This window comes from Streptomyces sp. NPDC001634 (genome assembly GCF_040298185.1).
Classification (GTDB): Bacteria; Actinomycetota; Actinomycetes; order Streptomycetales; family Streptomycetaceae; genus Streptomyces.
Genome location: NZ_JBEOZU010000004.1, coordinates 187,724 through 201,347, shown reverse-complemented (window position 1 = coordinate 201,347; position 13,624 = coordinate 187,724). Strand labels below are relative to the sequence as shown.

General features: G+C 70.5%; 10 protein-coding genes. 7 read left to right on the top strand and 3 right to left on the bottom strand.

Features of this window, described 5'->3' with window-relative positions; translation table 11 throughout:
- Positions 1–411 precede the first annotated feature (411 nt).
- Positions 412–861 (top strand): PTS sugar transporter subunit IIA, encoded by a 450-nt coding sequence (locus ABT186_RS04380; protein WP_351223144.1) that lies wholly within the window; start codon positions 412–414, stop codon positions 859–861.
- Between the two features lie 82 nt (positions 862–943).
- The gene (gene ptsP, locus ABT186_RS04375; protein ID WP_351223146.1) at positions 944–2,614 is read left to right on the top strand and encodes a phosphoenolpyruvate--protein phosphotransferase; all 1,671 of its coding nucleotides are present in this window, start codon (positions 944–946) and stop codon (positions 2,612–2,614) included.
- Between the two features lie 139 nt (positions 2,615–2,753).
- Here the strand turns inward: ptsP and ABT186_RS04370 are convergent, their stop codons facing one another.
- Both ABT186_RS04370 and ABT186_RS04365 read right to left on the bottom strand, forming a co-directional pair.
- On the bottom strand, positions 2,754–3,647 hold the full coding sequence (locus tag ABT186_RS04370; RefSeq protein ID WP_351223148.1) for a DUF8829 domain-containing protein: 894 nt from the start codon (positions 3,645–3,647) through the stop codon (positions 2,754–2,756).
- Positions 3,648–3,757: 110 nt separating this feature from the next.
- The gene (locus tag ABT186_RS04365) at positions 3,758–5,725 is read right to left on the bottom strand and encodes an acetoacetate--CoA ligase (RefSeq protein WP_351923499.1); all 1,968 of its coding nucleotides are present in this window, start codon (positions 5,723–5,725) and stop codon (positions 3,758–3,760) included.
- 213 nt (positions 5,726–5,938) lie between these two features.
- Here ABT186_RS04365 and ABT186_RS04360 point away from each other — a divergent pair, with 213 nt between their 5' ends.
- The gene (locus ABT186_RS04360; RefSeq protein ID WP_351923497.1) at positions 5,939–8,305 is read left to right on the top strand and encodes a glycoside hydrolase family 31 protein; all 2,367 of its coding nucleotides are present in this window, start codon (positions 5,939–5,941) and stop codon (positions 8,303–8,305) included.
- 91 nt (positions 8,306–8,396) lie between these two features.
- On the opposite strand, the gene ABT186_RS04355 is transcribed toward ABT186_RS04360, so the two are convergent.
- Complete coding sequence (locus tag ABT186_RS04355) at positions 8,397–8,936, bottom strand: NUDIX domain-containing protein (protein ID WP_351223154.1); 540 nt, start codon at positions 8,934–8,936, stop codon at positions 8,397–8,399.
- Positions 8,937–9,082: 146 nt separating this feature from the next.
- Here ABT186_RS04355 and ABT186_RS04350 point away from each other — a divergent pair, with 146 nt between their 5' ends.
- From ABT186_RS04350 to ABT186_RS04335, 4 genes are all read left to right on the top strand, one after another.
- Positions 9,083–9,508, top strand: coding sequence for a Zn-ribbon domain-containing OB-fold protein (locus ABT186_RS04350; protein ID WP_351223254.1), 426 nt, complete (start codon positions 9,083–9,085; stop codon positions 9,506–9,508).
- A complete protein-coding gene (locus ABT186_RS04345) occupies positions 9,505–10,695 on the top strand; it encodes a lipid-transfer protein (protein WP_351923495.1) in 1,191 nt (396 codons plus the stop codon). The genes ABT186_RS04350 and ABT186_RS04345 overlap by 4 nt, the downstream gene beginning before the upstream one ends.
- A 190-nt stretch (positions 10,696–10,885) precedes the next feature.
- Positions 10,886–12,538 carry an EAL domain-containing protein gene (locus ABT186_RS04340; protein WP_351223158.1) on the top strand — a complete coding sequence of 551 codons (1,653 nt, stop codon included), beginning with the start codon at positions 10,886–10,888 and terminating at the stop codon, positions 12,536–12,538.
- 306 nt (positions 12,539–12,844) lie between these two features.
- Positions 12,845–13,606 (top strand): MIP/aquaporin family protein, encoded by a 762-nt coding sequence (locus ABT186_RS04335; RefSeq protein WP_351223160.1) that lies wholly within the window; start codon positions 12,845–12,847, stop codon positions 13,604–13,606.
- Positions 13,607–13,624: the final 18 nt, after the last annotated feature.

Genomic DNA, 13,624 nt, shown 5'->3' with positions numbered 1-13,624 from the left:
TTGGCACGCTGTTGAGTTCTCAAGGAACGGACGCTTCCTTTGTACTCACCCGAGAGACTCACTCTCGCGGCTTTCCTCCGGGCGCTTCCCTTCGGTGTTCCAAACTCTATCAGTGTTTTCCCGTCTTCCTGACCACCGCCCTGCGGGCATGCAGAAAGGATCCCGGGATAGGATCTGACAAGTTTGATGCTGCCGGGCAAGGGCGCTTGGACGCGTCACTCGGTCCCAGGCAGGGGTACGACTGTACACGGGGTTACGGAGCCGGTGCAAATCACTTCGAGGGGTGGTCTAGACCTCTAGGCGGAGCTATCGTGCGGAATCGGCTCTTCACATGCCATACGCTGCTGCCCAGTGCGCCGTCCGGGACAGGCAGCGACCGCCCATCTGAATCTCCACCCCTGGGAGGCCCCCATGACCACCGTGACGTCCCCTCTTGCAGGACGCGCGATCGGACTGGCCGCAGTGCCCGACCCCGTCTTCTCGGGAGCGATGGTCGGGCCCGGCATGGCGATCGACCCCGCGCGTGAGCCCTTGGAGGCCGTCTCCCCCGTGGACGGGGTCATCGTTTCCCTTCACCCGCACGCCTTCGTCGTAGTGGACGGAGAGGGTCACGGTGTGCTGACCCACCTGGGCATCGACACCGTGCAGCTCAATGGTGAAGGCTTCGAATTGCTCGTCAACAAGGGCGACACCGTCACGCGCGGTCAGGCCGTCGTGCGCTGGAACCCGGCCGCCGTCGAGCAGGCCGGCAAGTCTCCGGTGTGCCCAGTGGTGGCGCTCGAGGCCACGGCCGACTCCCTCTCCGGTCTCCGTGAGGACGGCGATGTGAAGGCGGGCGACCAACTCTTCGTCTGGCAGTGACGCCAGCGCCGTACTGGAAAGACGGCATACAAGAAAACCATCGCGGTGGCGGGACCCGCCGCATGATTCGGAGACGGGTGAGATGGAGACAACGCTGCGAGGCGTCGGTGTGAGCCACGGTGTGGCGATCGGCGAGGTTCGGCACATGGGGACGGCAGTACTCGAGCCCCCGGCGAAGCAGATACCGGCCGAGGACGCGGAGCGGGAACAGGGGCGCGCGCGCCAGGCCGTGGACGCTGTGGCAGCCGACCTCACTGCGCGCGGCAATCTGGCGGGGGGCGAGGCCCAGGCGGTTCTCGAAGCCCAGGCCCTGATGGCCCAGGACCCCGAGCTGATGGCGGATGTGGACCGGCGCATCGCCGTCGGCAGCACGGCAGAGCGCGCGGTGTACGACGCGTTCGCCGCATACCGCGAGCTTTTGGCAGCAGCCGGCGAGTACCTCGCCGGTCGCGTTGCCGACCTGGACGACGTGCGGAACCGCATCGTCGCGCGCCTGCTCGGGGTTCCCATGCCGGGTGTCCCGGACAGTGACGAGCCGTATGTGCTCGTTGCTCGTGACCTTGCGCCGGCGGATACGGCCCTGCTGGACCCGGCCCTCGTCCTCGGCTTCGTCACCGAGGAGGGCGGGCCCACCAGCCACAGCGCGATCCTGGCGCGGGCGCTCGGCGTTCCGGCAGTCGTGGCGCTGCCGGGTGCGGGTGAGCTCGTCGAGGGTACGGTGATCGCCGTCGACGGCAGCACCGGCGAGATCTTCGTGAACCCGAGCGACGAGAAGAAGGCACAGCTCGAGGCCGCGGCCGCCGAGCGCAGGGCCGCTCTCTCGGTCTCGACCGGGCCGGGTGTCACCGCCGACGGTCACAAGGTGCCGCTGCTGGCGAACGTCGGCGGTCCCGCTGACGTTCCGGCCGCTGTCGAGGCCGGGGCCGAGGGCGTCGGTCTGTTCCGTACGGAGTTCCTGTTCCTGGACGACAGCAAGAAGGCGCCGTCCGAGGAGAAGCAGGTCGAGGCGTACCGGCAGGTTCTCGAGGCCTTCCCCGAGGGCCGTGTCGTCGTGCGGGTGCTGGACGCGGGCGCGGACAAGCCGCTGGACTTCCTGACCCCGGCGGACGAGCCGAACCCGGCATTGGGCGTGCGTGGTCTGCGGACTCTGCTCGACCACCCTGAGGTCCTGCGCACGCAGCTGACCGCGCTCGCGAAGGCCGCTCAGGGTCTGCCGGTCTACCTCGAGGTCATGGCGCCGATGGTGGCCGACCGTACCGACGCGAAGGCGTTCGCGGACGCGTGCCGTGAGGCCGGGCTGCAGGCCAAGTTCGGCGCCATGGTGGAGATCCCGTCGGCCGCGCTGCGCGCGCGCTCGATTCTGCAGGAGGTCGAGTTCCTGTCGCTGGGGACCAATGACCTCGCGCAGTACACGTTCGCAGCGGACCGGCAGGTGGGTGCCGTGTCGCGGCTGCAGGATCCGTGGCAGCCCGCCCTGCTCGACCTCGTCGCGCTGTCCGCCGAGGCGGCGAAGGCCGAGGGCAAGAGCTGTGGTGTCTGTGGTGAGGCCGCGTCGGACCCGTTGCTGGCATGTGTGCTGACCGGTCTGGGTGTCACCTCCCTGTCCATGGGTGCGGCGTCGATTCCTTATGTCCGGGCGACGCTGGCGAAGTACACGCTGGCGCAGTGCGAGCGTGCCGCGGCGGCCGCGCGTGCCGCCGATACCGCCGACGAGGCGCGTAGCGCGGCTCAGGCGGTGCTGTCCGGCGAGTAGCCGGGACGCGTCGTCGCTCAGGTCGTCGTGCGGCCAGGGGCGCTTCACCTGCGGGTGGGGCGCCCCTCGCGCGTTCAGGCGCCTCTCAGTTGCTCAGCGACTGCGGATCTTGCTTGCATCAGTGGCTCCCGTCCTACGTTCAATGGGAGTGGCCTGTCGGGTGTCCGTCGTCCCCGAGGTCGGGTGGGGCGCAGTAGTCGACCCCGGATTCCGGGGATACGAGGTCGCCGGACTCGATGTCGGTGCAGTAGGCGTCGAAGACCTCCCCTGCTGTGAGCGGCTCCAGGCGTTCTCCGCGCAGGCGCCAGCCGTAGACGCGGTCGTTCTTGTCCGGTGCGGTGGTGCGCATGACGAGTCCGCCGGCGCTGTGGGTGGCGATGCCCAGGGCGAGGACGGTGGTGAATTCGAGGGCCTCGGTCTCGTCGAGGCGCGTCGTGCCGTCCGGATCCTCGTCGGCGTGCAGCACCGCGACAAGCGTCTCCGGTGCTGCCGAGACGCTGCATACGAGGTGGCGGTGGCCAGGGCTCGCGGTGTCGAGGATGCGGGTGATGAGGTGGGATGCGTGTGCGAAGGCGGCGCGTCCGATGTCCTCGCCGCAGGAGGCGCAGGCGCCGACATGGGCCAGCACTGTGGTCGCGTACTGCCAGGTGACTTGTCGTACTGCTTCGTCGACCAGGTCCGGGACGAGTTCGGCCAGTGGCTGTCCCTCGTACGGGATGGTCGGTCCCGTGGCGGCCAGTTCCGCGGTGAAGCGGGTGCGGCTGGAGGGGGCGTCGGGTTCCAGGCCGCTGTCGGCGCAGAACTCCTCGTACTCCTGCGGGTCGAAGAGGGCGACGGAGGTGTGGTTCCCCTGGGCGGCGAGCGTCCTGAGCAGGTCTTCCACCTGCTGGAGATAGGTCGCGTGGTCGGCGAAGGTGAAGGTGCGGTAGCGCCGCATCGCGGTGAAGTCGTGTTCGTCGGTCAACAGGCCGATGGTGCCCGCGATTTCGCGGCGCAGAGCGCGGCGCATGGTCCGGTGCTCGGTGTGCGGCATGGTTCCCCCTACATGCAGTCGATCAATGCTCACTCACAGTAACCAGTGGCACTGACAACGCCGCCCCCAGGCGCGGTGGCCGGGTCCGGGGCGGCTCTGCTGTGGGTGTGTCAGGCCCGCTTGCGGGCCAGGTCCTCGTAGAAGTGCAGGAGGTCGAGGTTGTCGATGGAGCCCGGGTTGACGGCCTTCTCCAGCGGCGTGCCCTGAAGGAGACGCTTGACCGGGACCTCGATGCGCTTACCCGTGAGGGTGTGCGGGACTCCCGGGACCTGGATGATCTCGTCGGGTACGTGGCGCGGCGAGAGCTGGTCGCGGATGGTCTGCTTGATGCGGTTCAGGAGCGCGTCGTCCAGGACCGCTCCGGGGGCCAGCTGGACGAAAAGGGGCATCCAGTAGCCGCCGTCGGGCTGCTCGATGCCGATGACGAGGGACTCCTTGATCTCGGGGAGGCGTTCGACGACTTCGTAGATGTCGGCCGACCCCATGCGGACGCCCTGTCGGTTGAGCGTGGAGTCCGAGCGGCCGTGGATGATCACGGAGCCACGCGAGGTGACCGTGATCCAGTCGCCGTGGCGCCACACTCCCGGGTACATGTCGAAGTAGCTGTCGTGGTACCGGCTGCCGTCGGGGTCGTTCCAGAAGCGGATCGGCATGGACGGCATCGGGTTGGTGACGACCAGCTCGCCGACCTCGTCGGCCAGGGGTTTGCCGCTGGGGTCCCAGGACTGCAGGTCGGTGCCGAGGCCCGGGGCCTGGAGTTCACCGATGTACACCGGGAGGGTGGGCACGGCTCCCGCGAAGCAGGAGCACACGTCCGTGCCGCCGCTGACGGAGGCGATCCACAGATCGTCGCGGACCTCGTCGTGCAGCCAGCTGAAGCCGTCCGGCGGCAGCGGGGAGCCGGTCGTCGCCACGCATTGCACGCGTGTGAGGTCGTAGTCGCGTGCGGGGTGCACCCCCGCCTTGCGGCAGGCCATGACATAGGCGGCCGACGTGCCGAAGAGGGTGGCTCCGGTGCGTTCGGCGACGCGCCACTGGGCGCCCGTGTCCGGGTGGCCGGGGCTGCCGTCGTACAGGACGATCGTTGTGCCCGTCAGAAGGCCGGAGACGAGGAAGTTCCACATCATCCAGCCGGTGGAGGTGTACCAGAAGAGGCGGTCCTCGGGGCCGAGGTCGCAGTGCAGGCCGAGCTGCTTGAGGTGCTCGATCAGGATGCCGCCCTGCGACTGGACGATGGCCTTGGGCAGGCCGGTCGTGCCCGAGGAGTACAGCACCCACAGCGGGTGGTCGAACGGCACCTGTTCGAAGACGGGCTCGACGTCCGCGGAGGTCAGGGGCGACCACTCCAGGGCGCCGTCGGGGGCGTCGGTGCCGAGCAGAGGGATATGGACGACGGCGCGCAGGGTTGGCAGTTCTCGGCGCAGTTCGGCGACGATCTCGCGGCGGTCGTGTTCTTTGCCGCCGTAGCGGTAGCCGTCGACCGTGAACAGGACGACGGGCTCGACCTGCTGGAAGCGGTCGAGGACGCTGCGGGCGCCGAAGTCGGGTGCGCAGGAGGTCCACACGCCCCCGACGGCGGCCGTGGCGAGGAGGGCGACGACGGCCTGCGGGATGTTGGGCAGGTAGCCGCTGATGCGGTCTCCGGGGCGTACGCCGAGGGCACGCAGCTCGGCGGCGAGAGAGCCGACCTGGCGGCGCAGCTCGGACCAGGTGACCGGGCGGGGCTCGTGGGTCTCGTCGACGGCCAGGAGGGCCGGCTCGTCGGCGCGCGTGGCCGCCGCGCGCAGGGCATGTTCGGCGTAGTTCAGTGTGGCCCCGGGGAACCATTCGGCGCCCGGCATGGAGCGGCTGCCGAGCACGCGCGCGTAGGGGGTGGAGAACCGTACGTCGAACCACTCGGTGAGGGCCTTCCAGAAGGTGTCCAGCTCGTCCACGGACCAGCGGTGCAGGGCCGCGTAGCCGCCCTCGGAGGGGGCTCCGTGGTGTTCGGCCGCCCAGGCCTGGAACCTGGTGATCTGTGCCCGGGCGATGCGGCCGGCATCGGGCTGCCAGAGCGGCGTGGGGTTCGCTGAGGTCATGGGGCGGCTCCCGGACTGTGCGCGTCGTGTGCGTGGACCGCGCACGAGCAGGGGTGTGCGCGTCACGCGGCTGACACGGACGATGCCATGTGATCGACTTCTGCACCAGGGTGTGCCACACATAGTCGACATCATGAAGATGTGCTCTCGCCACGGGTGAACGACAGTTGAACGGCGCCCCACTGCGAGGAAGTCAATGGCAGGGTGAGCAGCATGGACGGTCGTGACCTGGTGCGTTCGGTGAAGGCGGTCGGTTCGGGGGGTGCGGCACACGGCTTGCGCACGATGCGGGCCGCGTGGCGCAGGAGGCGTGCCGACGCCACCGGGTTGCCGCGGAGGGGTGCGGAGCGGGCACGGGTGCCCGGGCCCGTGCAGGACGTGGAGCCCGGCTCCGGCGGTGGTGTCGTACGGTTCGCCCGGACCGAGCTGCGGATCACGGTCGCCGTGAACGGGGCCGTGTTCTGGGGTTGGGACGGGGCTGGGCCGGAGCCGTCGTACGCGCTCGCGGGCCGCTGCCCCGAGCCGGATCCTCGGGCCGTACTGGAGCCGGACAAGGACGGCGGCTGGCGGGTCGTGGCGGAGCGCGTCACGGTCGTGGTGTCGCGGCACGGCGCGATCGAGGTGCGTACGCCCGGCGGGGTGACCCTGCGCCGGGATCTGCCGCCCCGGTGGTGGGAGCCGGTGGACGGCGGTGGTGCGCGGTGGATGCAGCGGTCCGAAGTGGCGCCGGACGCCCGGTTCTTCGGACTGGGCGGGCGGGCCGCGGGTCCGCGGTTGCGTGACGGAACCTACCGGTTGTGGAACACGGACCCCGGACGGCCCTTCGGGCCCGGGGACGACCCCCTGTACATCACCATGCCCGTGCAGATGGTGGTCGCCGACGCGGCCACGCATCTGGTGTTTCACGACACCTCCTGGGACGGCTCGGTGACGTTGCGGGAGGGTGAGGAGGGTGCGGGCTCCGGACACGACCGTGCGGGCATCTGCGAGGTGCGGATGGACGGTGGTCCGCTGCGCTGCTGGGTGATGGTGGGCACCCCCGCGCGCGTGCTGCTCGTGTGGGCGTCGCTGACCGGGGCGCCCGCCCTGCCGCCGGCCTGGGCGCTGGGACACCATCACGCGCGGTGGGGCTTCGGCAGCGAGCAGGAGGTACGGCGGATCGTCGCGGGCTACCAGGAACGGGGCCTGCCGCTCGACGCCGTGCATCTGGACATCGACCACTACGACGGCCACCGGGTGTTCACGGTCGACCGGGAACGCTTCCCCGAGCTTCCGGTACTCGCCGAGGAGCTGCGCCGGGACGGGATACGCCTGGTGTCGATCGTCGACCCCGCGGTCAAGGCCGAGCCGGGCAACCCCGTGTACGACAGCGGAAGTGCCGAGGATGCGTTCGTCCGGGACGCTTCGGGGCGGGTCGTCGAAGGGGTGGTGTGGCCCGGGGAGGCGGTGTATCCGGACTTCACGCACGCGCGCGTGCGCCGCTGGTGGGGCGGGCTGTACGAGGAGCGCCTCGCCCAGGGCTTCTCGGGCTTCTGGCACGACATGAACGAGCCGGTGTCGTTCACGGCCTTCGGAGAGAAGACCCTGCCCCGCTCGGCACGGCACGCGCTGGAGGACCGGGGCGGTGACCACAGGGAGGCCCACAACGTGTACGGCCTGTGCATGACCCGCGCCGCATACGAGGGTCTGCGCGAACTCGCCCCTGGAGAGCGTCCGTTCCTGTTCTCGCGCTCCGGGTGGGCCGGGATGCAGCGCTACGGGGGCACCTGGTCCGGGGACGTCGCCACGGGCTGGCCCGGGCTGCGCGCCTCGCTGTCGCTGGTGATGGGGCTCGGGCTGTGCGGAGTACCGTACTCCGGGCCGGACGTGGGCGGCTTCGACGGGAATCCGTCACCGGAGCTGTATCTGCGCTGGTTCCAGCTCGCCTCGTACCTGCCTCTGTTCCGCACGCACGCGAGTCTGCGGGCCGGGCGCCGGGAGCCGTGGGAGTTCGGCGCCGAGGTCCTCGAGCACGCGCGCGCGGCGCTCGCCGAACGGCGTCGCCTGCTGCCGTACTTCGTCACGCTGGCGCATCTGGCGCGCCGCACGGGTGCGCCCTGTGTACGGCCCCTGTGGTGGGGCGCTCCCGAGGACCGGGCGCTGAGAGACTGCGAGGACGCCTTCCTGCTCGGCGACGGCCTTCTGGTCTCACCGGTGCTGGATCCCGGCGCGGACCGGCGGACGGTTTTGCTGCCGCGGGGCCGCTGGTACGACACGGTGACCGAGGAGGCGTACCAAGGGCCGGGCCAGGTGCTGGTCGAAGCCCCCTTGGACCGGATTCCGGTGTTCGCGCGCGCGGGCGCGGTGCTGCCCGTGCGGGGAGAGGACGGCGGTCTCGAGCTGGAGGTGTGGGCGCCCGCGCGGGGGCGGTCCGGTGGCGGGCTGGTGGTTCCTGACGCGGGCGACGGCTGGGACGAACCGGAGATCGAGCGGTATGTGACGCGTTGGAAGGGCCGGCGCGTGGTGATCCGGCGGGATGGGGACAACGGCCGGAGCGAGCCTGTCCATCCGGTACGCATACGGGGCCTCGACGGCGGGTGACGGGGGCACCACGCGCGCGTGGTACCCCGGAGCGGTCGCCGGGGCCCGGTCTTGGCGGGACGGACACAAGTGGTGCCGTCCCGCCCGTGGCTCACACGTAGCGGCCCTCGAACCATCCCTGCGCTGCCAAGGTGTGCAACGGGAAGGCGAGCTCGGCAGGCCGGCGCAGGAGGTGCCAGCCCTCTGTTTCGTCCGTGCCGGTGGACGGCGGCAGGTCGGCGGCCGGGCGCTCGGGGAGCAGCCCGAACAGCAGCAAGTGACCGTCGGGCGAGCTCATCGCGTCGACGAGCCGCACATCGCGGCCGGCCGCGTCGATGCCGGTCTCCTCCTTGAGCTCACGGACGACTGCGTGCCGCCAGTCCTCCCGGTGTTCGATGAACCCTCCGGGCAGGGCGACGCCCCCGCGCGCGGGAAGGATGGTTCGTGTGATGACCACCAGGGCGGTGCCCTTGGTGTCGTACACGGGCTGAAGGGCCACCGCGACGGGCAGCGGATTGCGGTAGGCCACCGTGCCACAGCCGGCGCAGGTGCGGGGCCAGTCGGAGACGCCTTCTCCATAGGGCGCTCCGCAGCTCGAACAGTGGGAGCCCGGCACGGAGTCGGCAGCGGATGGGAACGGGGATTCGGACACGTGGCGGACTGTATCCGATCACCTGGAGGAGGTCCTCCAGGGGCGGCCTCTCCGACGCCTGCCGAATTGCCGACACCCGTGGCAGACTCCTGACGTTCCGTCAGATTTCATAGCCGGGAGGGACCATGACAGGTGTCCGTACCCCCGTGGTGGCCGGATGGTTCGCCGGTGACGGGGACGACTTCCGCCTCATGGGCACGCGATGTTCGGCGTGTGGGTCGGTGTTCTTTCCTCGCGAGGACGCCTTCTGCCGCAATCCAGGGTGTGGAGGCGACGAGCTCACCGAGATACCACTGTCCAAACAGGGGCGAATCTGGTCGTACACGGACGCTCGATACCAGCCTCCGTCACCCTATGTGACGAATCCGGAACTTCCGTGGGAGCCTTACGCGTTGGTCGCGGTGGAACTGGAAGCGGAGCGGATCGTGGTGCTCGGGCAGGCGGTTCCGGGGGTGACCGTCGCCGATCTGGCGGTGGGCATGGAGATGGAGGTCGTCCCCGGCGTGCTGTATGAGGACGCGCAGACGACCTGGACGACATGGCATTGGCGGCCGACGGGGGTGGCGGTATGACGGACGATGTGGCGGTGCTCGGTGCGGGCATGCACCCATGGGGCAAATGGGGGCGCAGCTTCGTCGAGTACGGGACGGCGGCCGCGCGCGCGGCGCTCGCCGACGCGGGAGTCGACTGGCGGGACGTCGGCTCGATCGTGGGCGCGGACACGGTGCGGGGCGGCTATCCCGGGTACGTGGCGGGGGCGACGTTCGCCAAGGCGCTCGGCTGGCAGGGGGCACGGGTCGCGAGCGTGTACGCGGCATGCGCGTCAGGAGCACAGGCCGTCAACGCGGCGCGGGCGCAGATCCTTTCGGGACTCGCGGACGTGGTGCTCGTAGTGGGGGCGGACTCCGCGCCCAAGGGGTTCTTCCGCCCGGCGGGGGGTGACCGGGCCGACGATCCGGACTGGCTGCGGTTCCGGGTCCTCGGGGCGACGAATCCGGCGTACTTCGGGCTGTACGCGCGCCGCCGGATGGCCGTCCACGGAGACACGGCCGACGACTTCGCCCAGGTCAAGGTGAAGAACGCCGCCCTGGGGGCGCTGAATCCGTACGCGCGCTACCGCAAGCGGGTCACCGCCGACCAAGTCGCCGCCTCCGCGATCGTCGCCGATCCCCTGCGGCTGCTCGACATCTGCGCGACCTCGGACGGCGGGGCGGCTCTCGTGCTGTCGAGCATGGAGTTCGCGCGACGGCACGGGATGGCGGAGCCGGTGCGGATCCGAGCGGTGTCCACGGTGACGCCGCGCTACCCCAACACCGTGCTCGACCTGCCCGACATCGCGACGGACTCGGCAGTGGCGATGGAGCCGTCGGGAGAGACATTCCGCGCATCTATAGCGCGGTCTGCGTACGAGGAAGCGGGCATCGGCCCCGAGGACCTCTCCCTTGCCGAGGTCTACGACCTGTCCACCGCCCTGGAGTTGCAGTGGTACGAGGATCTGGGACTGTGCGCGGAGGGCGAGGCGGCGAAGCTGCTGCGGGAAGGGGCCACGGCAATGGGCGGACGCATACCCGTCAACGTGAGCGGTGGGCTGGCCTCCTTCGGGGAGGCCGTTCCGGCACAGGCGATCGCCCAGGTGTGCGAGCTTACCTGGCAGTTGCGGGGCGACTCGGGCGACCGGCAGGTGGTGGGTGCGCGGGCCGGGATCACCGCGAACCAGGGTCTGTTCGGGCATGGGTCCGCGGTGATCGCGGTGCGGTGATCCAACGCGCCGCCAGGGCGCCTGGCCACCGGGCCGCCACACCCGCATTCCGCGCGCCTTGGCCGTCGTACGCCGGCGTCTGCCGATGCACATGGAGGGCCGTCCACACGCTCCGTGATCACCTGGGAATCCTGTGTGAACAGGTCATGAACTGGGCCTCGGGGTGCGCCGGCGGCGCCATCATGCTCCCGTGCCCTCCTGGACGGATACTCTCCGCTTTGCCTTCCAGCCGGTGGTCAACCTGACGACCGGAGGGGTCGCGGCGCTGGAGATCCTTGCGCGCCCGGAGACCGGCGACGTCCTGGCGCAGGCCCGCCGGGACCCCGAACTCGACGGGAACCTGGCCGCGTTGGCGGTCCGCGCGGCAGCGCGGAAGGAGACGTTGCTGCCGCTGCACGTCAACGTGTTCGCCGGAACGCTCGCCGATCTCGGAGGCCTCGCCGCGCTCCGGGAGGCCGTGCGCGAGGCGGGGCGGCTGCCGTGGGAGGTGACGATCGACATCGGCCCGCCGTACACGCATGTGCCGCACCGGGCGCTGCTGGAGGCGGTCGCCGTACTGCGGGGCGAGGGCTTCCGGATCTCCGCGGACGGCGTCGGCGACGGCGACGTACCGTTGCGGCTGCTCACGGACCTGTCGCCGGACCTGATGAAGCTCGATGTGACGCTGGTGACGCGCCCGGCTGCGGTGCGGGCCATGCGGACGCTGTGCGAGCAGCTGGGCGCGCTGCTGTCGGTCGAGGGCGTCGAGACCGAGTTGCAGTGTGCGGCCGTGCTGGCGGCGGGGGCACAGCTGGCACAGGGCGACCTGTTCGCGCCGCCGTCCCGGCGGCCCGTAGTGGACGTATACGTTCCGCCGCTTCCCTCATCCGTCGTGGCGACGCCGCGCACCGGACCGTCGGTGCGGCAGTTCGTACGGCCCGCCGCGCTGCTGCCCGCGACGGCCTCGGCCGGGCAGGTGCGGGCGCTGCTCACGGGGTCGCCCGAGGTGTCCGGCGTACTGCTGGTGGACCCGGCCGGGGTGCCGTTCCGTTCGGTACACCGCTCGCGCTTCCTGCTGTCGATGTCGGGGCGCTACGGGCATGCGCTGTACGCCGACCGGCCGGCCGCCAAGCTCGGTGATCCGCCGCGCACGGTCGGGGTCGACGCCACCGCGTGGGAGGTGCTCGACGTGGTGGCGGACGGGGGCCGGGACCGTACCTCGGACGATGTGGCGGTGGTCGACCACAACGGGCGGTGCGTGGGGGTCGTACGGCTCGCGGATCTTGTACGGGCGCTCGCCGAGAGCCGGGTCGAGGAGGCGGCAGGGCTCAATCCGCTGACCCGGCTGCCAGGTTCGGACGCGATCACCGGTGAGGTGGACCAGCGGATCGCGGACGGGCGGATGTTCGCGCTGAGCTGGCTGGACGTCGACCACTTCAAGCAGGTGAACGACGGTGCGGGGTTCGCCGCCGGAGACGAGTTGATCCGCGCGGTGGGACGGGCGTTGCAGGGCGCCGCCTCCGAGAGCACGCGCGTGGGGCACATCGGCGGGGACGATTTCCTGGTGCTGGCGGACCCGGAGGGAATGGATCCGCTGGCCGCGTCGATGCTGGACGCACCCTGGGCGGCCGGCGGACGTACCGTCACACTGTCCCTGGCCACGGTCCTGTGCGCACCCGGCAGTGTGACCGACCACCGTCAGGCAGCCGCCTGCCTCGCGCCCCTCAAGCAGGCCGCGAAGGCGCTGGCCGGGGCAAGCTGGGTGCTCGGCCGGGCCGGCCTGCCGGGCCACGAGATCCGCCGCGGCTCGATGGCGGCCCCGGCCCAGGCGGGCGGGGCGGGACTGAGGCACCGCCTCATGTGACCCGGCCGGAGACTCTCAACCGTTGCCGTCACTGACCTTGACGCTCTTCGGGTGCCGGGGAAAACTTCCGGATGTCAGTCGGCATCGCCGCATTCGGGCGCATTCGAGTCATGCGCCCTCGAGGCCCAGGCATGTACCACGGGCCGTCCCTCACAGGCGATTCCGCCGGACAGGCACACTCGTCGCGGACGCCGGGCGGGGCGCGGGACCCTCCCTGCCTTCGGCTGAAGTCGCCAAGGGAAACGCACCCTGCACGGAGGACGGACACGGGGCGGGACTGCCCCGGGCGAGGGCCTAGGAGCCGCTATGACCCATGCAAGCATCTTTGTCGGCGAGTTGATCGGCACAGCCATCCTCATCCTGTTCGGCGCCGGTGTCTGCGCCGCCGTCACCCTCAACTACTCCAAGGCAAAGGGCGCGGGCTGGGTCGTCATCGCATTCGGCTGGGGCTTCGGCGTTCTTGCGGGCGCGTACACCGCCGCTCCGAAGTCCGGCGGCCACCTCAACCCGGCGGTGACCCTGGGCCTCGCCGTCGCCGGGATCACCAAGTGGGCGGATGTCCCGTACTACCTGCTGGGCCAGATGGCGGGCGCCATCCTCGGCGCCGTTCTGACCTGGCTGCTGTACTTCGCGCAGTTCCAGGCCAATGCCGAGGAGGACAAGGCCCAGCCCACGCTCGGGATCTTCTCCACAGGCCCGGAGATCCGCAATCCGGTCGCCAACCTGATCACCGAGATCATCGCAACCATGGGTCTCGTGCTGCCCATCCTGTTCTTCGGCAAGAACCTCGGTACCGGCATCGGCCCCATACCCGGCTCGCAGACGGCGTACGGCTCGGGCATCGGAATCCTGCTCGTCTCCCTGCTCGTCGTCGGCATCGGCCTCTCCCTCGGCGGGCCCACTGGATACGCGATCAACCCCGCCCGTGACCTCGGCCCGCGCATCACCCACTCCCTGCTGCCGATCCCCAACAAGGGGACGTCGGACTGGGGCTACGCCTGGATACCGGTGGCGGGACCGCTGATCGGCGGGGTGCTCGCGGCCCTTGTGTACAAAGCAGCCTTCTGACCCTTTGACGAAGGGGAC

Bases quoted from the DNA above. Each gene is read 5' to 3' on its own strand.
- ABT186_RS04380 (WP_351223144.1), top strand. From the start codon at position 412: ATGACCACCGTGACGTCCCCTCTTGCAGGACGCGCGATCGGACTGGCC.
- ptsP (WP_351223146.1), top strand. From the start codon at position 944: ATGGAGACAACGCTGCGAGGCGTCGGTGTGAGCCACGGTGTGGCGATC.
- ABT186_RS04370 (WP_351223148.1), bottom strand. From the start codon at position 3,647: ATGCCGCACACCGAGCACCGGACCATGCGCCGCGCTCTGCGCCGCGAA.
- ABT186_RS04365 (WP_351923499.1), bottom strand. From the start codon at position 5,725: ATGACCTCAGCGAACCCCACGCCGCTCTGGCAGCCCGATGCCGGCCGC.
- ABT186_RS04360 (WP_351923497.1), top strand. From the start codon at position 5,939: ATGGACGGTCGTGACCTGGTGCGTTCGGTGAAGGCGGTCGGTTCGGGG.
- ABT186_RS04345 (WP_351923495.1), top strand. From the start codon at position 9,505: ATGACGGACGATGTGGCGGTGCTCGGTGCGGGCATGCACCCATGGGGC.
- ABT186_RS04335 (WP_351223160.1), top strand. From the start codon at position 12,845: ATGACCCATGCAAGCATCTTTGTCGGCGAGTTGATCGGCACAGCCATC.